The organism is Pseudomonas sp. IT-P218 (genome assembly GCF_949767605.1).
Taxonomy (GTDB): domain Bacteria; phylum Pseudomonadota; class Gammaproteobacteria; order Pseudomonadales; family Pseudomonadaceae; genus Aquipseudomonas; species Aquipseudomonas putida_AE.
In genome coordinates this window covers 39,128-63,647 of record NZ_CATKQQ010000006.1, presented here as the reverse complement: position 1 = coordinate 63,647, position 24,520 = coordinate 39,128, and the positions used below count along the sequence as shown (strand labels likewise).

Annotated in this window: 24 protein-coding genes; 11 read left to right on the top strand and 13 right to left on the bottom strand. The window is 60.8% G+C overall.

Annotated features, from left to right (window positions below):
- Positions 1-127 precede the first annotated feature (127 nt).
- The 3 genes from ACM6I6_RS04790 to ACM6I6_RS04780 all read left to right on the top strand — a co-directional run bounded on the left by ACM6I6_RS04790 (position 128) and on the right by ACM6I6_RS04780 (position 1,438).
- Complete coding sequence (locus ACM6I6_RS04790; protein ID WP_323608289.1) at positions 128-349, top strand: hypothetical protein; 222 nt, start codon at positions 128-130, stop codon at positions 347-349.
- A gap of 124 nt (positions 350-473) precedes the next feature.
- Positions 474-920: a GNAT family N-acetyltransferase gene (locus ACM6I6_RS04785; RefSeq protein ID WP_414919505.1), complete on the top strand. Its 447-nt coding sequence runs from the start codon at positions 474-476 to the stop codon at positions 918-920.
- A gap of 227 nt (positions 921-1,147) precedes the next feature.
- Positions 1,148-1,438, top strand: coding sequence for a hypothetical protein (locus ACM6I6_RS04780; protein ID WP_414919504.1), 291 nt, complete (start codon positions 1,148-1,150; stop codon positions 1,436-1,438).
- A gap of 14 nt (positions 1,439-1,452) precedes the next feature.
- Here the strand turns inward: ACM6I6_RS04780 and ACM6I6_RS04775 are convergent, their stop codons facing one another.
- Positions 1,453-1,941, bottom strand: a complete 489-nt coding sequence (locus ACM6I6_RS04775; RefSeq protein ID WP_414919503.1) for an Lrp/AsnC family transcriptional regulator — start codon at positions 1,939-1,941, stop codon at positions 1,453-1,455.
- 131 nt (positions 1,942-2,072) lie between these two features.
- Here ACM6I6_RS04775 and ACM6I6_RS04770 point away from each other — a divergent pair, with 131 nt between their 5' ends.
- Positions 2,073-3,518, top strand: a complete 1,446-nt coding sequence (locus ACM6I6_RS04770) for an L-lactate permease (protein WP_414919502.1) — start codon at positions 2,073-2,075, stop codon at positions 3,516-3,518.
- A 51-nt stretch (positions 3,519-3,569) separates the two neighbouring features.
- Here ACM6I6_RS04770 and ACM6I6_RS04765 read toward each other — a convergent pair whose 3' ends face one another.
- Positions 3,570-3,935, bottom strand: a complete 366-nt coding sequence (locus ACM6I6_RS04765; RefSeq protein WP_274076736.1) for a KGG domain-containing protein — start codon at positions 3,933-3,935, stop codon at positions 3,570-3,572.
- Positions 3,936-4,188: 253 nt separating this feature from the next.
- Here ACM6I6_RS04765 and ACM6I6_RS04760 point away from each other — a divergent pair, with 253 nt between their 5' ends.
- Complete coding sequence (locus ACM6I6_RS04760; protein ID WP_274076735.1) at positions 4,189-4,746, top strand: ATP-dependent Clp protease proteolytic subunit; 558 nt, start codon at positions 4,189-4,191, stop codon at positions 4,744-4,746.
- A gap of 42 nt (positions 4,747-4,788) precedes the next feature.
- Here the strand turns inward: ACM6I6_RS04760 and ACM6I6_RS04755 are convergent, their stop codons facing one another.
- The 5 genes from ACM6I6_RS04755 to ACM6I6_RS04735 all read right to left on the bottom strand — a co-directional run bounded on the left by ACM6I6_RS04755 (position 4,789) and on the right by ACM6I6_RS04735 (position 11,622).
- Positions 4,789-6,105, bottom strand: a complete 1,317-nt coding sequence (locus ACM6I6_RS04755; RefSeq protein ID WP_274076734.1) for an MFS transporter — start codon at positions 6,103-6,105, stop codon at positions 4,789-4,791.
- 187 nt (positions 6,106-6,292) lie between these two features.
- Positions 6,293-7,348, bottom strand: a complete 1,056-nt coding sequence (locus ACM6I6_RS04750) for an Ldh family oxidoreductase (protein ID WP_414919501.1) — start codon at positions 7,346-7,348, stop codon at positions 6,293-6,295.
- Between the two features lie 16 nt (positions 7,349-7,364).
- A complete protein-coding gene (locus tag ACM6I6_RS04745) occupies positions 7,365-8,945 on the bottom strand; it encodes an aldehyde dehydrogenase (NADP(+)) (RefSeq protein ID WP_414919500.1) in 1,581 nt (526 codons plus the stop codon).
- Between the two features lie 34 nt (positions 8,946-8,979).
- Positions 8,980-10,527, bottom strand: a complete 1,548-nt coding sequence (locus ACM6I6_RS04740; RefSeq protein ID WP_414919499.1) for a UxaA family hydrolase — start codon at positions 10,525-10,527, stop codon at positions 8,980-8,982.
- 147 nt (positions 10,528-10,674) lie between these two features.
- The gene (locus ACM6I6_RS04735; RefSeq protein WP_323608281.1) at positions 10,675-11,622 is read right to left on the bottom strand and encodes a LysR family transcriptional regulator; all 948 of its coding nucleotides are present in this window, start codon (positions 11,620-11,622) and stop codon (positions 10,675-10,677) included.
- A 101-nt stretch (positions 11,623-11,723) separates the two neighbouring features.
- Between ACM6I6_RS04735 and ACM6I6_RS04730 the strand changes: the two genes are divergently transcribed.
- On the top strand, positions 11,724-13,049 hold the full coding sequence (locus ACM6I6_RS04730) for an L-fuconate dehydratase (protein ID WP_414919498.1): 1,326 nt from the start codon (positions 11,724-11,726) through the stop codon (positions 13,047-13,049).
- A 552-nt stretch (positions 13,050-13,601) separates the two neighbouring features.
- On the opposite strand, the gene ACM6I6_RS04725 is transcribed toward ACM6I6_RS04730, so the two are convergent.
- From ACM6I6_RS04725 to ACM6I6_RS04715, 3 genes are read right to left on the bottom strand one after another with little or no spacing between them, the layout of a single operon-like run.
- Positions 13,602-14,903, bottom strand: a complete 1,302-nt coding sequence (locus ACM6I6_RS04725; RefSeq protein ID WP_414919497.1) for a c-type cytochrome — start codon at positions 14,901-14,903, stop codon at positions 13,602-13,604.
- Between the two features lie 13 nt (positions 14,904-14,916).
- Positions 14,917-16,701 (bottom strand): GMC family oxidoreductase, encoded by a 1,785-nt coding sequence (locus ACM6I6_RS04720; RefSeq protein ID WP_274076727.1) that lies wholly within the window; start codon positions 16,699-16,701, stop codon positions 14,917-14,919.
- Between the two features lie 2 nt (positions 16,702-16,703).
- Positions 16,704-17,441, bottom strand: coding sequence for a gluconate 2-dehydrogenase subunit 3 family protein (locus ACM6I6_RS04715; protein WP_414919496.1), 738 nt, complete (start codon positions 17,439-17,441; stop codon positions 16,704-16,706).
- Between the two features lie 242 nt (positions 17,442-17,683).
- Between ACM6I6_RS04715 and ACM6I6_RS04710 the strand changes: the two genes are divergently transcribed.
- The gene (locus ACM6I6_RS04710; RefSeq protein WP_274076725.1) at positions 17,684-18,649 is read left to right on the top strand and encodes an endonuclease; all 966 of its coding nucleotides are present in this window, start codon (positions 17,684-17,686) and stop codon (positions 18,647-18,649) included.
- A 68-nt stretch (positions 18,650-18,717) separates the two neighbouring features.
- On the opposite strand, the gene ACM6I6_RS04705 is transcribed toward ACM6I6_RS04710, so the two are convergent.
- From ACM6I6_RS04705 to ACM6I6_RS04695, 3 genes are all read right to left on the bottom strand, one after another.
- Entirely contained in the window at positions 18,718-20,043 is a 1,326-nt protein-coding gene (locus tag ACM6I6_RS04705) for an LLM class flavin-dependent oxidoreductase (protein WP_323608276.1), read from the bottom strand.
- A gap of 13 nt (positions 20,044-20,056) precedes the next feature.
- Positions 20,057-21,004: an ABC transporter substrate-binding protein gene (locus ACM6I6_RS04700; RefSeq protein ID WP_414919495.1), complete on the bottom strand. Its 948-nt coding sequence runs from the start codon at positions 21,002-21,004 to the stop codon at positions 20,057-20,059.
- 254 nt (positions 21,005-21,258) lie between these two features.
- Positions 21,259-21,495 (bottom strand): hypothetical protein, encoded by a 237-nt coding sequence (locus tag ACM6I6_RS04695; protein WP_414919494.1) that lies wholly within the window; start codon positions 21,493-21,495, stop codon positions 21,259-21,261.
- 146 nt (positions 21,496-21,641) lie between these two features.
- Here ACM6I6_RS04695 and ACM6I6_RS04690 point away from each other — a divergent pair, with 146 nt between their 5' ends.
- From ACM6I6_RS04690 to arsH, 4 genes are read left to right on the top strand one after another with little or no spacing between them, the layout of a single operon-like run.
- Positions 21,642-21,989, top strand: a complete 348-nt coding sequence (locus ACM6I6_RS04690; protein WP_274076721.1) for a metalloregulator ArsR/SmtB family transcription factor — start codon at positions 21,642-21,644, stop codon at positions 21,987-21,989.
- Between the two features lie 23 nt (positions 21,990-22,012).
- Positions 22,013-23,302 (top strand): arsenic transporter, encoded by a 1,290-nt coding sequence (locus ACM6I6_RS04685; protein WP_414919493.1) that lies wholly within the window; start codon positions 22,013-22,015, stop codon positions 23,300-23,302.
- Between the two features lie 28 nt (positions 23,303-23,330).
- On the top strand, positions 23,331-23,801 hold the full coding sequence (locus ACM6I6_RS04680; protein WP_274076719.1) for an arsenate reductase ArsC: 471 nt from the start codon (positions 23,331-23,333) through the stop codon (positions 23,799-23,801).
- Between the two features lie 12 nt (positions 23,802-23,813).
- Positions 23,814-24,515, top strand: coding sequence for an arsenical resistance protein ArsH (gene arsH, locus ACM6I6_RS04675; RefSeq protein ID WP_323608272.1), 702 nt, complete (start codon positions 23,814-23,816; stop codon positions 24,513-24,515).
- Positions 24,516-24,520 lie beyond the last annotated feature (5 nt).

Here is a 24,520-nt window from a genome sequence, read left to right as displayed (position 1 = left end):
AGTAGAATCGGCTTCCATATCACCATGAATGCAGACTATCCAAGCACCCATTACTGATTGTCCTCTCCTTCGAACTTCATGGATTCCATGAGGATCTACCGAAGCACACACCTAATGGTCTTTTGTGATGAACGACACTCGCAAAACCCAAGCACTGGCAACATGGGAAAAACTGTTTAGCCAGCCCGAGATTCGGATGGACGCAGAGGAGCAGTACGAGGCACTGCTGCATCTCGCGGATGATTTTGAAGATCAGGGTGTTATCAGTCCCCAAGAACGAGGAAGGCTCATCGAGAAGGCAACGGCCCTCTACGCACGATCTATTGAGGGTGTAGGCGAAGGCAACTAGCGCTCGCCAAAAATGAGCTCCCCTGAACCGACAAAAAGCTCGGAATTGAAAGCCGCTAGCCATAGAGTGCACACGAAGATCCTCGACCAGCCAAAACGGTTTCACACCGAATCAAGGCGGATGCATGAAACAATTCAACATTCATCAGATCACGCACCTGCCGCCACAGATTCAAGTCTTGGAAAAAGAGGCAGTTGGAGAGGGTTTCAGGTTTCTCACTCGGCTGATTGCCGACTGGCACTGCGGAGCGAATCGCTTCGATGCACCCGGAGAATGCCTTATGGCGGCGTATTTCAACCAGCAACTGATAGGCATCGGAGGCCTCTCAGTTGATCCATATGGCGAGACTAATACGGCAAGGCTGCGACGGGTTTACGTCGCAGCTTCTTCAAGGGGGCAACACGTGGGTCAAACGCTAGTAAAAGCGCTGGTTGCACATGCCACTCTTCGCTTTCAGAACGTGCGTCTTTCCACCGATACGTCCGAAGGAGACGCGTTTTATCTGCACTGCGGTTTCATGCGAACAGAGGATGTCCATGCTACTCATATCATGCTGCTAGGCGACACCTGATTCAGTCTATCGGCCAGCAGCAGCCTGTCTGGAACGTCTGCTATGGATCGTTTTCAGCCGGTCACGACGGGCACCAATCTGCAAAAAGCACCCGGTGGTCGTTGCATTTCGCTTGTCGCCGGCGTGTGGCTAAGCTTAATGAATCGGGGTGAATTGACACTTGGGTGAGCGCACCCATCAGCGGATCTGGATAGCCATCAAGACGGTGCTCCCCGAAGGAGACGACCATGTATGCGGTTATAAGAACCTACCTGGGTGCTGGAGCAAAGCAGCTTTTCGAGCGATTGGAAGAGCGCCAAGACGACGTCGAAGCTGCCCTGCGGACAGTGCCTGGCCTGGTCAGCTACACATTGCTCAATACCGGTGATGGCGGTACGGCGGTGACTGTTTGCACGGAAAAGGCCGGCAGCGATGCAAGCTTGAAAGTCGCGCGAGCATGGATTCAGAAAAATGCACCGGATATTCACGCGCAGCCGCCGATCGTGACGGAAGGTCCGGTCATTGTGCAGATCACATAACGCTTGACCAGCTGTTACCCAGGCACGCTCGGCACCCCCATCCCGACCTTCACCCGATCCAGGGCCACAATGGTCTTGAACCAGGTCACGTTGGGATTTTCGGCAAACAATCGCCGCGCCAGGGCCTGGTACTCCTGCATGCTGGTTACGGTCAGCACCAGGACGAAATCCACTTCGCCGGTGACGTAGTAGCACTGCTGGACTTCGGGCACCGCAAAGTGTGCCTTCATCGCCTCCAGCGCCTCGATGCTGGTGCGCTCGGTCATCACTTCCACGATGATGGTGATCGGCCGCCCTACCGCGGTGGGGTCGACAATAGCGACGTTGCCCGTAATCACGCCCCTCTCCTCCATCCGCTTGATACGGCGCTGAACAGCGGCCGTGGAAAGATTGACCTGTTCGGCCATCAGGCGCAGCGGTGTGGTGTTGTCACGCTGGACCAGGTCGAGGATGGCACGGTCGAATTTGTCCAGGGATTCAGATGCAACGTCGAGTTTTGCCATGGTCAGTCCGCGAGAAAATTTCTCGAAAACTAGCAGAAAACAGCGCCCCTTTATCTAGCAGCGAGAAATATTATCTTGCTGGCAGGCCGCATAGGCAGCCTGGTTGGAGACTCACACAAGGATCGTCTGGCATGCTCGCACTGTTTCATCTTTCCCCTGTGCTGTTGGTGACCGCCATGCTCGTGGTGCTGCGCCGGCCGCCCGTTCACGCCGCCATGGCAGGCACCCTGCTGGTGATGGTGCTCTGGCTGGCCGGTGCTGCCGACGCGTGGCGCCCGGACAGCGTGCTGGCTGCCGCTCGAGACACCGCCGTGCTGTTTGCCAGTACCGCGTTCGTGATCGTGCCGGGTCTGGCCTTCGTGATTTTCATCGAGCGCCTGGGGGTCAACCTGGCGCTGAGCCAATGGGTGCGTTCACTGGGGCTGGGACGCGGCGACCAGGTCGTGTTCATCGTGCTCGGGCTGGCGCCGTTGCTTGAAGCGATGACCGGTTTTGGCGTGTCATTGATCGCCACGGTCCCCCTGCTACTCAGCCTTTTTGAGCGCCGGGTCGCGCTGCGAATAGCGCTGACCGGCATGGCGATCATGCCGTGGGGAACCCTGGGCCTGGCCTCGGTCATTGGCGCGTCCCTGGCACATTTGGACGCATCCGCGCTGGCTGCGACCTCGGCCTTGATCAGCGCGCCGGTGTTTTTCGGCCTCAGTGCGCTGGCCCTGTATCTGGCAGGCGTTCGCGAGCCGCGTGAATGGCGGACACTGGGCGTTTTCTGGCTGCTGTTCGTGGCGGTGCTCTACAGTGCCAGCCGCTGGTTCGGGCCGGAGGTGGCGGGCGTTGCCGCGGGGCTGGTGACGGCAGTTGCCGTACTCACTTGCGGGCTGTGGCGCCTGCGCCGCAGCGATGGCGAACGTGGCTCGGTGCAATGGCCGCGTCAGGCCTGGCCGTACCTGCTGTTGATTGCCTACATCGTCGGCTTGAAACTGCTCTGGAGCCTAACCGCCTGGCAGGATAGCTGGATCGTCCAGGGCAGCCAGGTCACCTGGAAACCCCTCGCCTCACCGGGTGTGGCACTGATTCTGGTGCTGATCGGGCTGGGATTTCACACGCGCAGTGCACAACGCCAGACGGGGCTGCCTGCTGCGTTGGTCGCGCGGGTGAAGCGGCCATTGCTGACCATCTTCTTCTTTCTGGCGATGTCGCAGATGATGGTGAAGGCCGGTTTCCTGGCGGGGCTGATGCAACTGTTGGCGGGCCTGTCGCCCACCGCCGCGACCTCTTTGGTTGCCATGCTCGGGGCGCTGTCGGGCTACATGACCGGCTCGAATGTCGGCGGCAACGCGATCTTCATGCCGGCCATTGCGATGCTGCCCGAGTCTTCCCGCCTGTTGCTGGCCGCGGTACAGAACAGCGCGGCCGGGCATGCGGCGCTGGGCTCGCTGTCAATCGTCATGCTGATTCTGGGACTGGCTAAAACCCAGGCCCGGGAAGAAGGCGAACTGGTAAGGTTTGGTTTTGCGCTGGTCTGTCTTAATACCGCGTTGGTGGCATTGGGCGCAGGGTTGCTGAGTGCATGGTTTTAGAAGCATAACGAATCAAGCCCCGAAGATCCGGGGCTTGATGGTCAGACGGTATCAGGACTTACGTCCCCCGCCTCCACTCATATCATCATCCTTGCGTCCCATTCCAGTGGACTTGTCACGGTCATCGGCAGTATTGCTGCCGCGTCCGCTGCCTTGCCCGCCGGTGGACGATTGATCAGCCTTGTTGGCTTGTTGTCCGCCTGAAGCCTGGCCACCTTTTTGGCCTGGTTTGTTCATGTTTTCCTTGTCGTCGGCCCATTCGCCTCCGCGGTTGGTTCCCTGCCCGCCTCCGGCCATGCGATCGCTGTCACGCGATGGTTGTCCGCCGGAAGCCTGACCGCCTTTTTTGCCGGCATCAGCCGCCTTGTCCCGATCAGTGGAAAGATTGCCGGGATTTTTATTTCCTGTATTGGCCATTTCTATTCACCTCTGCATCGTTAGTACGAGCGTGGGCTCGTATACGTCGGAGGATGAGTAAAACAGAAAGTTTGAACCGAATTACGTTGCTCGCGACGAGTGGATTCGGGCGTTTGGTTCCATTAAAAATGCACGCAGACGATGGACGGCGGGAACCTGATGGGGAGGCGATTTGCGAAGGTTTCCGGATCACTCGCTCGATGTTTACTAGACTTGGGGTGTCCTTCATGCCTCACACCCAGGTAGTCAATCGATGACTGAACACATCGTGCATTTTCACTGCCAGATCGATCAGGGAACCACCGAGCGCTTCCGCGACTGTTGCCTGGAAGCCATCGACCAGGGTGCCACCTCGCTTCTGCTCAATCTGTCCACGAGCGGGGGCAGCACCAACTTTGGCTTCACCCTTTACACCTTCCTCAAGTCATTGCCGGTACCGCTCTGCGCGATCAACGCGGGCAACATCGAGTCCATGGGCATCATCATGTTCCTGGCGGCCGGGCGCCGCATCACCTCGCCCCACTCACGCTTCCTGATCCACCCGATGAACTGGTACTTCAGCCAGAAATCGGTGGACCACCAGCGCCTGCGTGAATACCTGTCGAGCCTGGACAACGACCTGGCGCGCTACGTGCAGATCTACAACATCGAAACGGCTGACGCCGAGACCAAGCTGGATATTTTCCATTGCCTTTCAGCGGAAGAAAAAGTCATCGCCGCGCACGAATCCCTGGCCTATGGCATTGCCCATGAGATGAAGCAGATGATGTTCGCCGATGACGTCAAACACTGGAAAGTCAGTGGTGGATGACCCGGGCGATGATGGCTTCATCGCCCGTGCCCCTGCCCCCTCTTATTCAGTCACCGCTGCCAGGTGCTCCGCAGCCGGCTCGGCACTGCCGATCGGCGCGTTGAGCAGCAGGAAGTACGCCAGGGCCGAACACAGCGCCACTACCGCACTGATCATGAACGCCGTGTTGAACGATCCCGAGTACTGGATGCTGAAGCCGGTGACGATCGGCGCGACGGAACCGGCGATGTAGCCGCCGAAGTTCTGGATCGAACCGAAAGAAGCTACACGGCGGCTGTCGACGATGGTGTTGACGATCATCCAGGCCGTGGCGCTGGCCATATTGATGCTGAACAGCGCCAGGCACAGCAGGATGATGCAACCGGTGAGGCCGGTGACATACGACAGGGGCAAGGTGAACAGCGCGGCGAGCACCAGGCCGGTGATCACACCGAACTTGCGGCTGGCGAGGATGCTCATGCCTCGGCGCACCAGCATGTCGCAGAAACGCCCGGCCACGATGGTGCCGACCGCGCCAAAACCATAGGCCAGCGACACCAGCCACGCGGTCTTGTAGAGGTTCATGCCGTGCTCGCGCTCGAAGTAACCGGGCAGCCAGGTCAGGTGCAGCCACAGCATGTAGATCACGCCCATGAAGCCCAGGACTGCGCCCCAGGTGCTGCGGTGCTTGAACAGGTCGAGCCAGCCGGCGAAGTAGGACACCTTCGGCGCCTGGGCATCGGCGGCCTGCACACGCGGCTGTTTCTCGGTAGGCAACGGCTTGCCTTCAGCCGCCAGCTCGGCCAGGTACTGCGCCTTGCTCTTGTAGAAGGTCAACCAGCACAGGGCCAGAACGATACCGATCGCACCGGTGATGATGAACATGCCGCGCCAGCCGAAGTTGACCATGAACAGCGTCAGCAACGGCGGCGCCAGGCATGGGCCCAGGCAGGTCGACGACCAGACGATGCCGGTCGGGGTCCCGCGCTCATTGGCATCGAACCATTCGGACAGGGCCTTGGCCGCCGAGGGGAACATCGGTGCCTCGCCAATCCCCAGCAACACCCGCAGGCCCATGAAGCCGGCAAAGCTGTTGACCATGCCGAAGGTCGACTGCGCCACCGACCAGGCCAGCAAGGACGCGCCCAAGGCGATCTTGCTGCCCAGCCGGTCGATGATCAGGCCCATCGGCAACTGCGCAAACGCGTAGGCGATGGAGAAGGCCGACAACAGGATGCCCATTTGCGAGGGGCTGATCATCATGTCCTTCTGGATCGAGGTGTTGGCGATCGACAGCGCACTACGGTCCAGGTAGTTGACGATGCCGATCAATAGCAGGAAGACAACGGTGATGCTTTGGTACTTCTTCAGTGGGGTCATCTGATGGCCTTTATTATTGTTATTGAAGCGGTTGCAATGCCGGGGCGATCCATTCACCGGTGATGCGCTCTTGTGTTTTTTTGTAGGAGCGAGCTTGCTCGCGATGGTCGTTAACGATGACGCGTGTTTTCTGAATAAACGCGTCGTTCTCAAGTTCTTCGCGAGCAAGCTCGCTCCTACAAGGGAATCAGGTAAGGGCTGGCAGTTGCAACTGCGCGGCCGTCTGGTTGAGGTCGTCGAACACCTTCTGCGACAGGCCCACGCCTTCGTCCAAGGCCTGTTCACGCAACTTCAGGCCGGCCTGGCCCGGCAGGCGCACCGGGCGCTGGGGGTCGACCGCACGACTGCCCAGTATCAGCTTGCTGAGGAACGAGGTTTCGTCGGTGAAGGCTTCCAGCCCGCCGAAGAAGCGCGGGTCGATCACCACGGTCGTGGCCGAGGCGCCCCACTGCTGCGGGCCGTCCTTGCGCCCGTGACCGGCGAGGCCCGAGGTCAGGGCCTCGACCAGGATCGCCAGGGCAAAACCCTTGTGCCCGAAGGCCTGGCCGCCCAGGGGCAGGATGCTGCCCGGCGGGGTGCTGAAAAAATCGACCGGGGCGTCGCTCACCTGGCCTTCGTTGCTCATCAGCACCGGGTGCGGCAGGTTGCTGCCGGCGTCGCGGCATTGACCGACCAGGGCCAGGGTCACGGTGGACATGCTGACATCCAGCAGGATCGGTGCGCCCCGGGTCGGGATGCCGGCGGCGATCGGGTTCGGGGTGTAGATCGGGTCGATGCCGCCATGGGCGCACACCACCCCGACCGACGGGTCCGAGGAGTAGACCATGGCGATAAGGCCACGGTCGGTGAAGGGTTTCAAGTAAGCGGCCAGGCAACCGATGTGCGCGGCACGGCGCACCACGGCGATACCGATGCCCTGCGCTGTGGCGCCCTTGGCCGCGCTGTCCAGGGCACGGCTGACACAATAAGGACCGAGCACGTAGTGGCCATCGAACAGGCTGGAAATACCGCTGTCGGACACCTGTTCGAGGTTCTCGGCCCTGGCCTTGACCTGGCCGCTGAGCATGCCGCCGATGTAGCGGCTGACCAGGTTGAGGCCGTGGGTACGATGGCCCATCAGTTCACCTTCGAGCAACACCCGCGTCACCACCTGGGCGACCTCGGTATCGGCTCCGGCTTTTTCAAACAGTTGCTCGACAAACGCGGTCAGCGTTGGCGCGGTGTAGCGTTTGGTTTGAGTCATGCGTGCGGCTCCCTGATCAATTCAACGCCGCGGTGGTGTGCTTGCCATCGACCAGGCGCTGCAGGCCCAGCGGGTTGGCGTTCTTCAAGGCATCGGGCAGCAACGCATCGGGCACGTTCTGGTAGCACACCGGGCGCAGGAAACGATCGATCGCCAGGGTGCCGACCGAGGTGCCGCGGGCATCGGAGGTGGCCGGGTAAGGCCCGCCATGGACCATGGCATCGCACACCTCGACACCGGTCGGGTAACCGTTGAGCAACACCCGGCCGACCTTCACTTCCAGCGCGCCGAACAGCTCACCAAAGACAGTGAGGTCATCGTCGTCGGCCAGCAGCGTGGCCGTGAGCTGGCCGCGCAAGGCAGCGACGGCGCGCAACAGTTCAGCCTTGTCCGCCGCTTGGACTACCACTGTGCAAGGGCCGAACACCTCCTCCTGAAGCAATTCATCCTGTTCCAGCAACAGGCTGATGTCGGCCTCGAACAGTTGCGGCTGCGCCTGATTGCCCGCTTGCGACAGGCCGCTCAAATGCTTGATGCCCGAGTGCGCCCGCAACGCCTGCAAGCCTTTGCAGTAACTGTTCAGGGTGCCTGGATTGAGCATGGTTTGCGGCGCCTGTTCGGCCATGTGCCCGGTCAGTTGCTCGATGAAGGCGCTGAACGCTGGCGAGCGAATACCCAGCACCAGCCCGGGGTTGGTGCAGAACTGGCCACAGCCCTGCACCACCGAGGCGGTCAGCTCCCGGGCCATTGCCGCGCTGCGGTTGGCCAGGGCCTGGGGCAGGACCAGCACCGGGTTGATGCTCGACATCTCGGCAAACACCGGGATCGGTTGCGGCCTGGCTGCCGCCATGTCACACAGGGCACGGCCGCCTTTCAGCGAGCCGGTAAAGCCCACCGCCTGGATGCCCGGGTGCTTGACCAACGCCTCTCCGACGCCGGCACCGAAGATCATGTTGAACACGCCGGCCGGCATGCCCGTGCGCTCGGCCGCACGAATCAGCGCCTCTGCCACCCGCTCGGCGGTGGCCATGTGGCCGCTATGGGCCTTGAAGACGACCGGGCAACCGGCGGCCAGGGCGGCGGAGGTATCACCACCCGCGGTGGAAAACGCCAGCGGGAAGTTGCTGGCGCCGAACACCGCCACCGGGCCGACGCCGATGCGGTACTGACGCAGATCCGGGCGTGGCAAGGGGGTGCGTGCCGGCAGCGCCTGGTCGATGCGTGCGCCGTAAAAATCACCCCGGCGCAGCACCTGGGCAAACAGGCGCATCTGGCCACTGGTACGCCCGCGCTCACCCTGGATACGGGCGCTCGGCAGTGCCGTCTCCTGACAGGTCAGGTCGATGAAATCTTCGCCCAGTGCATCGAGCTCGTCGGCGATGGCTTCAAGGAATTCCGCGCGGCGTACCGCCGGCAGCGTGCGAAACGAGGCAAACGCCGCGCTCGCCGCCGCCACCGCGGCATCGACTTCCGCCAGGGTGGCCTGATGGAAAGCGCCTGGCAGGCGTTCGCCGGTGTGGGCGTCGATGCTGTGGACCAGGGTGTCGCCCAGGGCACTGCGCTGGCCGGCAATGAAGTTGTATCCGGAAAATTGCATGGTGTTCGCCTTGTGAAAGTTGCGTGGCTGTCAGTCAGGTCACGGCGCCGATCTGCCAGGGCACGAATTCGTTCTGCCCATAGCCGTGTTGTTCGCTCTTGCTGCGTTCGCCGGAAGCGATTCGCAGCATCTGCGCGAAGATGTAGGCGCCGCGCTCTTCGATGCTGGTGGAACCGTCGGCAATGCCGCCGCAGTTCACGTCCATGTCTTCTTCCTGGTGCTCGAACACCCGGTTGTTGGTGGCCAGCTTGATCGAAGGTGCGGGCGCGCAGCCGTAGGCCGAGCCCCGGCCGGTGGTGAAGGCGATCAGGTTGGCGCCACCGGCGACTTGCCCGGTGGCCGAGACCGGGTCGTAGCCCGGGGTGTCCATGAACACCAGGCCCTTGGCCCGGACCGCTTCGGCGTACTGGTAGACATCCACCAGGTTGCTGGAGCCGGCCTTGGCCACCGCCCCCAGGGATTTCTCGAGAATGGTGGTCAGGCCCCCGGCCTTGTTACCGGCCGAAGGGTTGTTGTTCAGTTCGGCGTTCATGCGCCGGCAGTAGTCTTCCCACCAGTGGATGCGCGCAATGAGTTTTTCCCCCACTTCGCGGCTCACGGCGCGGCGCGTGAGCAAATGTTCGGCGCCATAGATCTCCGGGGTCTCGGACAGGATCGCGGTGCCACCGGCCGCCACCAGGCGATCGACCGCATTGCCCAGCGCCGGGTTGGCGGTGATGCCGGAGTAACCGTCCGAGCCGCCGCACTGCAGGCCGACGATCAGGTGGCGTGCGCTGACCGGTTCGCGTTGCACCTGGTTGGCCTTGGGCAGCAAGGCCTTGACCTGCTCGATGCCACTGGCGATGGTTTTCGAGGTGCCGCCTATGCCCTGGATGGTGAAGGCGCGCAACTGGTCGCTGGCCGCAAGCCCCTGGGTTTCCAGCAGGCTTTCGATCTGGTTGGTTTCACAGCCCAGGCCGATGATCAGCACCGCGGCAAAATTGGGGTGAACAGCGTAGCCGCCGAGTGTGCGGCGCAACAGGCCCAGGGCTTCGCCGCTGGGGTCTACTGCGCAACCGGCACCGTGGGTCAGCGCCACCACACCATCGATGTTCGGGAAGGCGGCCAGTGCTTCGGGGTGGATGTCGCGACGAAAGTGATCGGCCACGGCCCGGGCGACGGTCGCCGAACAGTTCACCGACGTGAGAATGCCGACATAGTTGCGCGTCGCCACGCGGCCATCGGCCCGCACGATGCCCTGGAACACGGCTTCGGAGGCTGGCGATACATGGGCGTCCACGCCGAAGGCATAGTCACGGGCAAAGTCGCCCATCTCCACATTGTGTACGTGCACGTGGTCGCCGGCTTCGATGGGCTGGGAGGCAAAACCGATGATCTGCCCATAACGACGCAGGGCCTGGCCCTGCTCCACGCGCTGGGTGGCGACTTTGTGCCCGGACGGAATCGGCTGGCGCACGGTGACGGCTTCGGCTTCCAGGTTCAGGCCTTCAGGCAGGACCTGTCGGGCGATCACTACGTTGTCCAAGGGGTTGAGGCGAATCACGGCAGGGTCGCCGGTCCGTGTACTGGCTATCAGTTGCATGGGACCTCTCAGGGTATAGCGGCCGACTTCTTGTTATGGCGTCACCCTTTCTGTGGAGGGTGAATCTGCGCCAACTGTAAGGAGCCAACCCCGGGATTCCCAATGAGATGATCCGATCAACTGATAACCAAACGTTATCACTTCGACCTATTGCGCCCTGAAGTAGTCGAGCAATTTAGTGAGCGCTACCGACTTGGGTCGTGACCCCAAGGTCAGCAGGCCAATGTTGGCCATGGAGATCGGCAATTCCACCGGCAGGACAGTGACCATGCCATAACGCGCGTAATGCTCGGCCACGTCGTTGGGCACCACCGCGATCATGTCCGAGGCTTCGAGCATCGCCGTGGTGGCCAGGATCGAGGCGGTTTCCACGATATCCAGCGCCTGCACCATGCCGCCGGCCTGCAGGGCACTTTCCACCCGGCGACGCATGGGGCTGCCCATGGGGTGCAGGATCCAGGTCTGTGCGATCAGATCGGCCAACTGCAAGGGCGCAGAACCGGCCAACGGGTGGCCGGCACGGGCAATCACGCGCATCTGTTCGCCGTGGTCGAACAGTTCGATGTCCAGGCCGTGGCTATCGCTCTGATCGGGCACTCGCCCCAGCACCACATCGAAATCGCCGCGCAGCAAGGCCGGCAGCAAGGTATCGCTGGTCCCGACCTCAATGGAGATGCGCACCTTGGGGTGTTCGCGCTTGTACGCCAGCACCGCCTTGGTCAAAAGCGTCGGCACCGGCCCCATCACACTGCCGACCCGCACCAGCCCCGTGGCCCCGCGCGCCAGTTCGGCGATCTGCTCCTGGGCATGCTCGAACTCATGCAGCGCGCCCTGGGCGTAGCGGATCATCACCTCGCCATACAGGGTCGGCTGCATGCCGCGCGGCAAGCGGTCGAACAGGCGCACGCCCAGTCGCTCCTCCAGTTGCTGCAGCAGCAGGCTGGCGGCCGGTTGCGAGGTGTGCATCGCCGTGGCCGCCCGGCGCAGGTTGCCGAACTCGCCCAGGGCATTGAGCAAGGTGATCTGCCGGCTGGAAATTTTCAGGGCAGCAAAATTGCGCAGCTCGGGCGCCGTGGTTTCTGGCTCGATAGGCATATCAAATCCGGTATCGATACTTAGGAATTCGCGATTATGCCTGTATCGCCTGGCGATCTACAGTCGGGGCTCCCTATGGTCACCCAGAACAAGAATCCGCCATGAGCATTCGAATCACTCACCTGAGCGTGCGCGACATCCGTTTCCCCACCTCCCTGTCCCTGGACGGCTCCGATGCGATGAACAGCGCGCCGGACTACTCCGCCACCTATGTCGTGCTGCACACCGACGCGCCTAGCGGCCTGGAAGGCCATGGCCTGACCTTCACCATCGGCCGTGGCAACGAAATCTGTGTCGCGGCCGTGCAATCCCTGGCACCGCTGGTGGTCGGCCTGACCCTCGAAGACATCGTCGCCGACATGGGCGCCTTCTGGCACAACTTCACCGTGGGCGACAGCCAACTGCGCTGGCTGGGGCCGGAAAAAGGCGTGATCCACCTGGCCACCGCGGCCATCGTCAACGCGATCTGGGACCTGTGGGCCAAACACGAAGGCAAACCCGTGTGGAAGTTGCTGGCCGACATGACGCCGGAACAACTGGTGCGCTGCCTGGATTTCAGCTACGTCACCGACGTGCTCACCCCCGAAGAAGCCATCGCCCTACTGCGCCGCCAGGTGCCTGGTAAAGCCCAGCGTGAGGCGCAAATGCTCCGTGAAGGCTACCCCGGCTACACCACCGCGCCGGGCTGGCTGGGCTACAGCGAAGAAAAAATGCGCCAACTGGCGCGGTCGGCAGTCGAGGATGGCTGGACCCACATCAAGCAGAAAATCGGCGCCAACCTGGAAGACGACATCCGCCGCGCCACCATCCTGCGTGAAGAAATCGGCTGGGAACGGAGCCTGATGATGGACGCCAACCAGGTCTGGGGCGTCGACGAGTCAGTCGCCAACATGCGCCGCCTGGCCGCATTCGATCCGCTGTGGATCGAAGAGCCGACCAGCCCCGACGACATCCTCGGCCACGCCAGCATCCGCCAGCGTATCGCACCGATCGGCGTGGCCACCGGTGAGCACTGCCACAACCGGGTGATGTTCAAGCAGATGTTCCAGGCCGGCGCCCTGGACTTCTGCCAGCTGGACGCCGCCCGCCTGGGTGGGCTCAATGAAGTGTTGATCGTGTTACTGATGGCCGCCAAGTTCGACATCCCGGTCTGCCCCCATGGCGGAGGCGTCGGTTTGTGCGAGTACGTGCAGAACATCGCGCTGTTCGACTACATCGCCGTCTCGGCCTCGCTGCACAACCGGGTCCTGGAATACGTCGACCACCTGCACGAACACTTCCTCGACCCGGTGGTGATCCGCCGCGGGCGCTACATGCCGCCGCAACGGCCGGGGTACAGCATTGAAATGAGCCCTGAGACACTGGAGCGTTATCAGTATCCGGGTGGCGCGGTGTGGGTCGATATACAGGCGCACGCGGGGACGTAAAATTCAGACGCCCAACAAAAAGGGCCCCTCTCGGGTAATGCTGTTCACTTAAGCATGGGGTTGTTAAAAACTGGATTGGGGGGATATCCATTGCTGCGGTAACGGCCACCTATGGTTTCGCCCTTGCGGCGAGTCCCTTTTTCAAACGCCAAAAAAGAACCAAAAGGCTCTTGCCCCACCACTCGGTGCCTCGCCTAGGCTCGGCATGCCCTCACTCCGGCATTGCTCCGTGGGTCGCCACGATCAAAAGCAAAGCGAGGCGGCCTGACAGCCGACCTGGTTTCAAGTGAGCACGTTCCCCTGTAGGAGCAGCCGGTCGACGCTCGATTGCTCGCGAAAAACCTGAGAGCACCGCGGGGTGTCAGGCTCCCCGCGTCATCGTTGACCTCCATCGCGAGCAAGCTCGCTCCTACAGGTAAGAGCGAAACCATAGGTGGCCGTTACCGCAGGAATGGATATACACCTAATCCAAATATCCACCTGAAGCCCTCCAACCTAAAGTGAACAGCATTGCCCCTCTCGGGGCCCTTCGTACTCAAACCAAGACGTGCCTTACTTGCTACTCGTCAGCCCCAGGTCAGTTCCAGTGGCCTGTCTCAAACCGTCAACACGCAGACTCTTCACATCGCTCGCCGTCACCGCCGCACCCTGGTTACCCCAGCTCGTCCTGATGAAAGTCACAACCGCCGCAATTTGCTGATCTGATAATCGCCACGCAAAATCAGGCATGGTGAAGGTTGAGGGTGCCGCATGCGTCGCTGGCAATGACCCACCCTTCAGCACAATGTTGATCAGGGAAGTAGCGTCCTCAGTCTGCAGCACCGGGTTGCCGGCCAACGCAGGAAACACACGAGCGTATCCCTGGCCATCGGTTCTATGACAGGCCGCGCAATTGTCGATGTACACCGAAGCGCCGGGTTTGCTGTCGTCTCCTCGCCATAGAGCATCCGCCACCTGTTTGTCATATTGATGGGGCTTGTCGTCTGGGTCGGTGGGCGGCAGGCTTTTCAGGTATCGGGCGATCGCGCGCAGATCAGCCTCCGTCATGTATTGCATGCTGTGCTCGACCACATCACTCATGCCACCAAAGACAGCCCCTCTGTCGCTACGGCCGGTCTTGAGAAACAGCACCAGATCGTCTTCGCTCCAGCTCCCCAATCCATCCTTGTGATCACCACGAAGGTTCTTGGCGATCCAGCCTTCCAATGGCGCGCTGCCGGACAGGAACAACGGGCTCTCACTGGCACTCAGGGCCTTTTCCTGCATCGTGATTGCACGCGGTGTATGGCAGGCACCGCAATGGCCCAGGCCTTCGACGAGATAAGCGCCACGACTGACCACCGGATCTGCACCCACTGGAGCCTGATGGGTTTCAACTTTTGGGGCGAACAGTTCCCGCCAGATCGACAGTGGCCAACGCATACTCAGGGGCCATGGAATATCGGTCTCCTTGTTCGGCTGCTCAACAGGTTCCACGCCCTTCATGAAGTACGCGTAGAGCGCTTGCATGTCGGCCGGGCTGACACGTGCATAGGAAGGAAATGGCATGGCGGGATACAAGCTGCTGCCACTCTTGCCAATCCCATGACGCACCGCCCTGTCGAAGTCATCAAAGCTGTAGCCGCCAATGCCGCTGGCGTCAGGGGTGATGTTGGTCGAATACACCGTGCCGATTGGCGTCTCCATGCCAAGTCCGCCGGCGAAGGGTTTGCCACCCTTGGCGGTATGACAGGCAACGCAGTCACCGGCACGCGCCAGGTATTCTCCCTGTTTGATTTGGGCATCGGTGGACTCTGCAGCCCATGCCGGGAGGTTCGCGCAGAGCATCAACGCCGCGACAATTATTTTTTTCATCACGTGTCGCTCCTTATGCCTGAACCAGCGGGCCTGGGTTTTTCAAGTACTGTTCGCGAATCGCCCGTGCCGACCAGTACGTCAGGGCGGCGACAAGACCCGTGGGGTTGTAACCCAGGCCTTGAGGAAACGCTGAAGCGCCAGGGACAAAAACGTTGTGCACGTCCCAGCACTGAAGATAACGGTTGATGGCACTGGTCTTGGGGTCAGTGCCCATGATTGCGCCGCCGTTGAGGTGCGTCGTCTGATAGGACGCCGTATTGAAATGATCCCCTACTTTCTTGCCAAGCACGGCAATGGTTTTAGGGTTCATGGCCTGGGCGATCTTGCTCATTTTTTCGACCATGAAACGATTCATTTTTATATCGTTTTCCTGCCAGTCGAACGTCATGCGCAAAAGCGGCAGCCCGTAGGCATCGCGGTAAACCGGATCCAGGTCAAGGTAGTTGCCGCGATAGGATTGATGCGCACCATGCGCGTCCATCGACACCTGATGGGTGTAGTAATCGGCGGTCGCCTTCTTCCAGCTGCTGCCCCAGGCCGGGGTGCCTGGCGGGTTCGATGTACCGGCGATTGGCCGACTCCCCGCCTGGTTGACCCACATCGGCGATCCGCCGACAAAACCGTGGGGGCCGTGATCGAAGTTATCGGCATTGAAGTCATCCACCGCCACGCCGTTGCCACCCGCACCGATAAAGTTGTTGGTGTGGGTGTCCTTGTCGAAGAAGGCCTTGATGGTGGCCATGTTCTGATAGGCAAAGTTCTTGCCCACTACCCCTTCCCCGGTCTTCGGGTCATAGGGTTTGCCAATGCCGGATAACAACATCAGGCGCACATTGTTGAATTGGAAAGCCCCAAGGATCACCAGGTCCGCCGGTTGCTCGACCTCTCGGCCTTGCGCATCGATGTAGGAGACACCCGTGGCCTTGCGCTTGCTGCTATCGAGATTGACGCGCAGCACATGGGCGTTGGTGCGTAACTCAAAGTTCGGCACCTGGCGCAGGGCTGGCAGGATATTTACGTTGGGAGAGGCCTTCGAGTACATGTAGCACACGTAACCGCTGCAGAAGCCGCAGAAATTACAAGGCCCCATCTGTGCGCCATAAGGATTGGTGTAGGGTCCCGACGTATTGGCAGAGGGCAGGTTGTAGGGTTTATAGCCAACACTGAGTGCGGCCTTCTGGAACAACTGCGCCGAGTAGGTGTTCTTCTGCGATTCCAGAGGGAAATCACTGGAACGATCCGGCGCGTAGGGATTACCGCCCTTCCCTGCACCGACCAACTGGCCTTTCACTGTCCAGGCCTGGCCAGATGTGCCGAAGACCTTTTCGGCGAAATCGAAAAACGGCTCCAGCTCTTCGTAGGTGACGCCAAAGTCCTGGATGGTCATGTCCTTGGGAATGAAGTGCTTGCCGTAGCGCTCCTCGTAGTGGCTGCGCATCCTCAACTCGATGGGGTCGACGCGAAAATGCACGCCCGACCAATGCAGGCCCGCACCACCGACGCCTTTGCCGGGCAGGAACGCGCCAAGCTGCCGATTGGGCAACGCGACGTCATTGACGCTATGACGGATAGTCACCGTTTCCTTGGAGATGTCCTGGAACAGCTTTTTGCGCACGCTGTAGGTCAGCTCATCGATCACTTGCGGATAGTTTCCATCCGGATAGGTGTCCTGCATGGGGCCGCGCTCCAACGCCACCACCTGCAGTCCCGCCTCGGTCAGCTCCTTGGCCATGATGGCCCCGGTCCAGCCGAAACCGACGATGACCGCATCAACCTTTTTCAATACCGTCGCCATCTTCAAGCCCTCTCGCCACGAATCGACACTGCCGGGAAGGGGTACGGCTCGTTGCGCTCGACCCAATCCATGAAATCGGCGCGAGCGCCAGGGAAACCAATCTGGGTCCAGCCGACCATCCCTTTGTTACCGCCATGAATGGGGTCGCAGAAGAATCCTTCACGGGTGTTCTGCACCATCAGGCTGAAGAATGCTTTAACCGGAAAATCATCGAAAACCACCTCTCCGGACTCCATTTTGTGGAGAATACTGTCTCGGGTAGCGCTGTCTTGCGCAGCAAAAACTTTGCCGTAAGTGGTTTTGCACCACGCGTCCGTTTCCGCGATGCCCAGGCGGTAGAGTTGCTGCGGCGCCAATTGCAGTTGGTAACCCAGTTCAGGGGGAGCATCAGTCACAAATGGGCCCTGCATGTACCAGAGCGCACCTGTTGCGTAGGGCGTGTTCATCTGCCGATCGATAAATTCAGCTGCTCCCGCTTCAAGTGCACCGGGGCCAAGGTCGTCGGCAGGAATAAGGCGCGATACCACCGCCTGGACGAAAGCCCACTCTTCCTTGGTGAAATAGCTGGGCTGGTAATCGCTCGCGGGGGGTGCGATCGGCGCTTTGGCGGTCGGGGCGCTATCGGTTGCCGCCAGTGCGTTCATGCCGAAACCGGTACTGGCCACCGTCACTACGGGAATCAGGGTCAGCGTTTTGCGCAGAAAGTCCCGGCGCGGGTTGTCTTGATCTTGCTCAGACATCACAAATCCTCATCAGCAATTCGGGTAGGCGGCGCATCAATCTTGTTGGTTTTTGGACGCACTGGCTGGGAAAAAGCGGGGAATATATCGACGACCGAGACAAAATGAAACCGGTTTCAGAGCAGCTTGACAGCCGGGCAGCTGCAAACATTTATCGAGGTTGCGTTTACCCGAGAAAATACTGCAGCGGCCGTCGACGTCGTGCGTACAATGCGCGCCCCTTCATAAGCTAATGTTTTCCAATGAAAAAACTGCTGTCTGTAGTAGCGCTGACCCTCTCGGTAATCACCTGCGCCTTCGCAAGCCCACCCTCGACCTTTTCCGAGGCCAAGGTCATCGCCAAACAGAAAATCTATCTGGACCAGGCGAACAGCTCCATGGGCGAGTTGTATTGCGGCTGCAAATGGACGTGGGTGGGGAAATCAGGCGGACGTATCGATGCCGAGTCCTGTGGCCTCAAGGCCAGGAAGCAAGAGAATCGGGCAGAGCGCACTGAGTGGGAACATATCGTGCCCGCCTGGACATTCGGTAACCAACGCCAATGCTGGAAGAACGGTGGTCGGGAACACTGCGTGGATGATGATCCTGTGTTTCGCGCCATGGAAGCGGACCTGTTCAACCTCTACCCGTCCGTTGGCGAGGTGAACGGCGACCGAAGCAATTTCAACTACGGCATGGCTACCGGCGTAGCGCCGCAGTATGGGCAGTGCAAGACGCGGGTTGATTTCGATCAACGTGCTGCGGAACCCCGTGACGAGGTCAAGGGGCTGGTCGCAAGAACAACCTTCTACATGTTCGACAGGTACAAGCTGAGCATGTCCCGTCAGCAGCAACAGCTACTGATGGCCTGGGACAAGCAGTACCCGGTTTCGTCCTGGGAAAAAGAGCGGGATCGACGTATTGCAGCCATCATGGGGCACTCCAATCCATTCGTGACGGGCGAGCGTCGATGGTCGCAAGGATATAAGGCGGTCGGTGAGGGTGTCGTCAGCGCGATGCCTGTTAACCCGCCGCGGGCAGCAGCCCAGCCGACCCTGGCGAGTACGAGCGCAGCAGGTTCGATCATCGGCAACCGCAATAGCCACATCTATCACCTCTCAATGGGGTGTCCTGGGTATGCTCAGGTGTCGACGAAAAACCAGATAACTTTTGACTCTGAATCTGCAGCCCAATCCGCGGGATATCGCAAGGCAGGAAACTGCAAGTAGCTGCGGTGACGCAAATGGCCGGTTCGGTGCGCAACACCGAGCCGGCCACTTGATACTCGATAGCGTGACTACCGCTTGCCCCCGAATCGAGGAATCTCCAGACCCAGGCTTTCACGCAAGGTCGTACCTTCATACGCCCTGCGGTAGACACCACGCTCTTGCAGCAGCGGAACCACCTCGTTGGTAAAACGGTTGAACTGCTCAGGGTGGCCAATGTAGATGTTGAAACCATCCACCGCCCGGGCTTCGAACCAGTCAGCCATTTTCTGCGCAACAGTGTCAGCCGAGCCAACGAAGGCACCCGGGCGCAGCTGTCGACCGAACTCCACGGCCTGGCGCAGCGTGAAACCCTTCTCCCGTGCCTGATCGGCGATACGTTTGGCCGCGGTGAAAAAGCTGCTGCGCGCAGACTCCAGACTCTCCTGAGGGAACGGAGCATCGAGGTCGTATTGGCTGAAGTCATGCCAACCGAAGTTGCGGCCAAATTCCTTCAGCGCGAGCTCGAAGCTATGGTCGGCCTGATGGTAGTACTGCTCGATTTCACGCGCATGTTTGTCGTTGTCACCTACATGGATTTCGGCACCGGGCATGACCAGTAACTGCTCGGGATCGCGGCCAAGTCGCTGCGCCCTGCCCTTGATATCCTGGTAGAAAGCCTGGCCCTGCTCGACGCTGGCGGCATGGGTGAAGACCACATCCGCAGTCGCGGCGCCCAGATCGCGGCCCTGCTGCGAATCGCCGGCCTGGAAGATCACCGGCTGGCCTTGCTGTGAGCGTTGGATGTTCAGCGGGCCGACCACAGAGAAGTGTTCGCCCTGGTGATTCAGACGGTGCAGTTTGCCTGGGTCGAGAAACTGGCCCGTCGCCCTGTCGCGCACGAACGCATCCTCCTCATAAGAGTGCCACAGGCCCTGGACCACCTGGACGTGTTCGGCCGCCCGACTGTAGCGGGTGTCGTAATCGTAATGTTCGTCGCGACTGTAGTTGCCAGCGGTGCCGGCATCGCCGCTGGTGACGACGTTCCAGCCCGCACGGCCTTTGCTGATCAGGTCCAGTGATGCCAGGCGCCGCGCGACGTTATAGGGCGAGTTGTAGGAGGTCGTCAGCGTACCGACCAGACCGATATGTCGAGTGCTCACGGCAATCGCTGACAGCAGTGTCAGCGGCTCCAGACGATTCAGGTAGTGGGATGGCGAGCCCGGTGTAATGAACTGGCTGTCGACGATGAACATCAAGTCGAACAGTGCCGCCTCGGCCTGACGCGCAATGTCGATGTACCAGTCGACATTGACGCTGGCATCGGCGGGCAATTGAGGGTCCAGCCACAGGTTGTGGCGGCCTGGCCCACCACACCCCATCGTCAGCGCGCCCAGTTTGAGCTGTCTTTTGGTCATGGCAAAAATATCCTTATTTGGCCAAGGCTGGCTGCAAGGAGGCAGCGAATGAATTGTCGAACAGGTTGACTGCCGGGTAGGACTTGACCAGTCCCAGGCTTGCGAAAAAGTCCACGGTCTTCTGCGCCTCCACAGGAACCTGCGAGCTCAGTGGCTCGACGGTGGTTCGCGCTCGGGCAAACCAGAGACGCGCGATTTCAGCGTCAGCCCGGGTGCGTTTGGCCCAGGCATCGGCATAAGCGTTGGTATTGGCTGGATTTTGCAGCGTCCAATCACGCGCTTTCCTCAGGCGCTGGAGGAAATCACTGATTTGTGCGCGCTTGGCGTCGACGGAATTGGCGTTGGCGGCGATGAAGCTCTGGGCCGGGATCAATCCATCAGCCGTGGCCAGAATCCGCGCACCCTGGCGTTCCTGTTGCGTGACGTAGGGCTCCCAGGTAGCGATGACGTCAACCGAGCCACCGTCCAGCGCATGGGAGGCATCCAGTGCACTGAGATAACGCAAATCCAGCGAGTCGCGTGGGACACCGGCTTTATCCAGCGCGGTCAGCAGCAGCTGCTGGCTCCAGGAACCTTTCCAAATGGCCGCGCGCTTGCCCTTCAGATCCTCAAGACTGTGGATCGACGAATCCTTGCTCACAAGAATGGCCACACCGCCAAGACTTTGCCGGCCGACTGCAATCACCTTGATCGGTGCGCCCAATGCGCCCAGGAACAGCGCGGGCGCATCACCGAGCAGCCCGATATCGAGACTGCCGACATTGAGTGCCTCGGCGACAGGCGACCCTGCCGTGAACTGCTTCCACTCAAGGGTATAAGGCAGATCGTCAAGTACCCCCGCCGCCTCCATCACGGCCTGGGCGTTGTAACTTTGGTCACCCACCACCAGCGATTGCGCGTTCGCAGCAAGACACAGCCATGCAGCGGCCATCCCGGCCGCCAGTTTCGTCAGGTAACGCACGTTCGTCTCCAGATGCCTTTTCAGGCAAGTCAGGTCGATCCGCGCGCGCGGTCTCGGTACTATTTACAGGAATGGACGAGCCGATATGGGCTCGATAGGCATGCCGAAGCTTTTTCGCGATCACATCTGAATGCGGCCTGCTTTATACGATGAGGCCCTGACCACCTCTCGTAAAATACTCATTACGCATAACGTAATTCCATAAAAATGCAGTTTTTGCATGAATTACGAAAACCAGGGTGCCGCAACTTCCTTCAATCGACTTCATCGACGACCCTGATCTGCGTCAGCCCCACCAGTTCAGCCTGCCATAGCACCTCCTCTGGCGTCGCGTCCGCATTGGGCATGATCAGGCTGTTCTCGCCATCGCCAAAATGCAGTTGCAGCAGGTGCATCGCCGCCTCATGGGTGGGCAACCGAGGTGGCTCGAGTTCGAACAGGTGAGTGCGAGGCTCGCCGTTGAACAGGTATTGCACGGTGTAGTGGTGCATGGGGAATTCCTCGATAGTGCCCTGCCCTCTGATGCCAGGCCTGTCTTTATGGCAAATGATCAGGAGCAAAGGTTCGACTTTTTTGCTTGCTCATTACATATGGATATCCGTATATTTGATTATCCATATGTAATAGGCCCAACCCAATGCTCACGCCCCCTGAGGTATTCAAAAACCTGGCCGACGAGACCCGCGCCCGCGCCACCTTGCTGATCGCCCACCAGGGCGAGCTGTGTGTCTGCGAGCTGATGTGCGCGCTGGACGACAGCCAGCCGAAGATCAGCCGTCATCTGGCGCAACTGCGCAGCAGCGGGTTGTTGCTGGATCGCCGTCAGGGGCAATGGGTTTATTACCGACTGAATCCGAACCTGCCTGCCTGGGTGCACGAGATCCTGCAGGTGACGTTGCAGGGCAACGCCGATTGGCTGCAAAACAACGCGTCCCGCCTGCAGAACATGGACGGGCGCCCTGTGCGCGATGCTGCCTGCTGCTGAATCCCTGATCGAGTGAGTTTTCGATGCTGATTGCCTTTGCTGTTTTTGTCTTCACCCTCATTCTGGTCATCTGGCAACCCAAGGGGCTTGGTGTGGGCTGGAGCGCCGCGGCCGGTGCAATCATCGCGTTGGCGGTGGGTGCGGTGTCGCTGCAGGATATTCCCACGGTGTGGGCCATCGTCTGGAACGCGACCGCGACCTTTATCGCCATCATCATTATCAGTCTGCTGCTGGATGAGGCCGGCTTCTTCAAATGGGCCGCGCTGCATGTGGCGCGCTGGGCGCAGGGCAGTGGCTATCGCTTGTTCGCGTTTTGCGTGCTGCTGGGCGCGGCGGTGTCTGCGCTGTTCGCCAATGACGGCGCGGCGCTGATCCTGACGCCCATCGTCATGTCCATGCTGCTGGCGCTGCGTTTCTCGCCCGCCGCGACCCTGGCGTTCGTCATGGCTGCCGGGTTCATCGCCGACACCGCCAGCCTGCCGCTGGTGGTGTCCAACCTGGTGAACATCGTGTCCGCCGGCTACTTCGGGCTGGGTTTTGCCGAGTATGCGTCGGTGATGGTGCCGGTGAACCTGGTCAGCGTCGCCGCCACCCTGCTGGTGCTGTTCCTGTACTTCCGTCGGGACTTGCCACCGCGCTATGACGTGGACGCGCTGCCGGCGCCGGAAACGGCGATTCACGACCGCGCCACCTTTGTCGTCGGCTGGTGGACGTTGCTGGGCTTGCTGGTCGGCCTGTTTGTCCTGGAGCCGCTGGGTGTTCCCATCAGCGCGGTCGCGGCGGCCTGTGCAGCAATTCTGTTCGCGGTGGCGGCCAAGGGTCACCGGATCTCCACCCGGCGCGTGTTGCGCGAGGCACCCTGGCAGGTGGTGGTGTTCTCGCTGGGCATGTACCTGGTGGTGTATGGCCTGAAGAACGCAGGGCTGACGGATTCGCTCACCCATGTGCTCGACCGCCTGGCCGACTACGGTCTGTGGGGCGCCGCCATCGGCACCGGCCTGCTGTCCGCGCTGCTGTCGTCGGTGATGAACAACATGCCCAGCGTTTTGATCGGCGCGTTGTCGATCCAGGGCAGCGGCGCCGACGGCGTGGTTCGCGAGGCGATGATCTACGCCAACATCATCGGCTGCGACCTCGGCCCGAAAATCACCCCCATCGGCAGTCTCGCCACCCTCCTCTGGCTGCATGTGCTCGAGCGCAAGGGCGTGCGCATCACCTGGGGCTACTACTTCAAGATCGGCATCGTGCTGACCCTTCCGGTTCTGTTGATCACCCTTTCGGCCCTGGCGCTGCGCCTGAGCCTGAGTCTTTGACGCCGCCGTGAGCGGCAGGAGCAAATCCATGCGAGTCCTGTTCATGTGCACGGCCAACAGCTGCCGCAGCATCCTTTCCGAGGCCATGTTCAATCACCTGGCGCCGCACGGTTTCGAAGCGGTGAGTTCGGGGAGTTTTCCCAAGGGCCAGGTACTGCCGCGCAGTCTTGTCACCCTGCAACAGGCCGGCATTGCCATCGACGGCTTGAGCAGCAAGGGCAATGACGCCTTCGAGGGCAACCCGCCGGATATCGTCATCACCGTGTGCGACAAGGCGGCGGGTGAATCCTGCCCGGTGTACTTCGGCCAGGCTGTGAAAGCCCATTGGGGCCTGGAAGATCCATCCGATGTGGTGGGTGATGAAGCGCTGGTCGACGCCGCCTTCCGCGCCACCCTGGCGCGCATCGAACAACGCTGCAAGGCCTTCCTCGCCCTGCCCTTCAACACTATCAGCCGCGATGAACTGAAACGCGAGCTGGATCGAATCGGCTCGCTCTGAGCAGGAGGAAAAATGTCAGACCACCTTCCCAACCTTGATCTCACGCTGTTCGACGGCCCGCAGATGCCGAACCAGCCCAGTGCGCACAAGCCACGCATCCTGCTGCTGTACGGCTCGACCCGCGAGCGCTCGTTCAGCCGCCTGCTGGTCGAAGAAGCCGCGCGCCTGCTGGAGCACTTCGGCGCCGAGACGCGCATCTTCAATCCCTCCGGTTTGCCGCTGCCCGACGATGCGCCCGTCGCCCACCCCAAGGTCCAGGAACTGCGTGAGCTGATGCAGTGGTCGGAAGGCCAGGTCTGGTGTTCGCCGGAACGCCATGGCGCGATGTCGGCCGTGTTCAAGGCGCAGATCGACTGGGTACCCCTGGAGCTCGGCGCCGTTCGCCCGACCCAGGGCAAGACGCTGGCGGTGATGCAGGTGTGTGGCGGCTCGCAGTCGTTCAACGTGGTCAATCAGCTGCGTGTGCTGGGGCGCTGGATGCGCATGTTCACCATCCCCAACCAGTCCTCGGTGCCCAAGGCCTACATGGAGTTCGATGAGGCGGGCCGGATGAAGCCATCCCCGTACTACGACCGGGTCGTCGACGTGATGGAAGAACTGGTGAAATTCACCCTGCTGCTGCGTGATCGCCAGGCGTTCCTGGTGGATCGTTACTCTGAACGCAAGGAGACCGCCGAGCAGCTCATGGCCCGGGTCAACCAGCGTTCCCTCTGAAGGCA

Coding starts and splice junctions, on each gene's coding strand:
- ACM6I6_RS04790 (WP_323608289.1), top strand. CDS start 128: ATGAACGACACTCGCAAAACCCAAGCACTGGCAACATGGGAAAAACTG.
- ACM6I6_RS04785 (WP_414919505.1), top strand. CDS start 474: ATGAAACAATTCAACATTCATCAGATCACGCACCTGCCGCCACAGATT.
- ACM6I6_RS04780 (WP_414919504.1), top strand. CDS start 1,148: ATGTATGCGGTTATAAGAACCTACCTGGGTGCTGGAGCAAAGCAGCTT.
- ACM6I6_RS04775 (WP_414919503.1), bottom strand. CDS start 1,941: ATGGCAAAACTCGACGTTGCATCTGAATCCCTGGACAAATTCGACCGT.
- ACM6I6_RS04770 (WP_414919502.1), top strand. CDS start 2,073: ATGCTCGCACTGTTTCATCTTTCCCCTGTGCTGTTGGTGACCGCCATG.
- ACM6I6_RS04765 (WP_274076736.1), bottom strand. CDS start 3,935: ATGGCCAATACAGGAAATAAAAATCCCGGCAATCTTTCCACTGATCGG.
- ACM6I6_RS04760 (WP_274076735.1), top strand. CDS start 4,189: ATGACTGAACACATCGTGCATTTTCACTGCCAGATCGATCAGGGAACC.
- ACM6I6_RS04755 (WP_274076734.1), bottom strand. CDS start 6,105: ATGACCCCACTGAAGAAGTACCAAAGCATCACCGTTGTCTTCCTGCTA.
- ACM6I6_RS04750 (WP_414919501.1), bottom strand. CDS start 7,348: ATGACTCAAACCAAACGCTACACCGCGCCAACGCTGACCGCGTTTGTC.
- ACM6I6_RS04745 (WP_414919500.1), bottom strand. CDS start 8,945: ATGCAATTTTCCGGATACAACTTCATTGCCGGCCAGCGCAGTGCCCTG.
- ACM6I6_RS04740 (WP_414919499.1), bottom strand. CDS start 10,527: ATGCAACTGATAGCCAGTACACGGACCGGCGACCCTGCCGTGATTCGC.
- ACM6I6_RS04735 (WP_323608281.1), bottom strand. CDS start 11,622: ATGCCTATCGAGCCAGAAACCACGGCGCCCGAGCTGCGCAATTTTGCT.
- ACM6I6_RS04730 (WP_414919498.1), top strand. CDS start 11,724: ATGAGCATTCGAATCACTCACCTGAGCGTGCGCGACATCCGTTTCCCC.
- ACM6I6_RS04725 (WP_414919497.1), bottom strand. CDS start 14,903: ATGAAAAAAATAATTGTCGCGGCGTTGATGCTCTGCGCGAACCTCCCG.
- ACM6I6_RS04720 (WP_274076727.1), bottom strand. CDS start 16,701: ATGGCGACGGTATTGAAAAAGGTTGATGCGGTCATCGTCGGTTTCGGC.
- ACM6I6_RS04715 (WP_414919496.1), bottom strand. CDS start 17,441: ATGTCTGAGCAAGATCAAGACAACCCGCGCCGGGACTTTCTGCGCAAA.
- ACM6I6_RS04710 (WP_274076725.1), top strand. CDS start 17,684: ATGAAAAAACTGCTGTCTGTAGTAGCGCTGACCCTCTCGGTAATCACC.
- ACM6I6_RS04705 (WP_323608276.1), bottom strand. CDS start 20,043: ATGACCAAAAGACAGCTCAAACTGGGCGCGCTGACGATGGGGTGTGGT.
- ACM6I6_RS04695 (WP_414919494.1), bottom strand. CDS start 21,495: ATGCACCACTACACCGTGCAATACCTGTTCAACGGCGAGCCTCGCACT.
- ACM6I6_RS04690 (WP_274076721.1), top strand. CDS start 21,642: ATGCTCACGCCCCCTGAGGTATTCAAAAACCTGGCCGACGAGACCCGC.
- ACM6I6_RS04685 (WP_414919493.1), top strand. CDS start 22,013: ATGCTGATTGCCTTTGCTGTTTTTGTCTTCACCCTCATTCTGGTCATC.
- ACM6I6_RS04680 (WP_274076719.1), top strand. CDS start 23,331: ATGCGAGTCCTGTTCATGTGCACGGCCAACAGCTGCCGCAGCATCCTT.
- arsH (WP_323608272.1), top strand. CDS start 23,814: ATGTCAGACCACCTTCCCAACCTTGATCTCACGCTGTTCGACGGCCCG.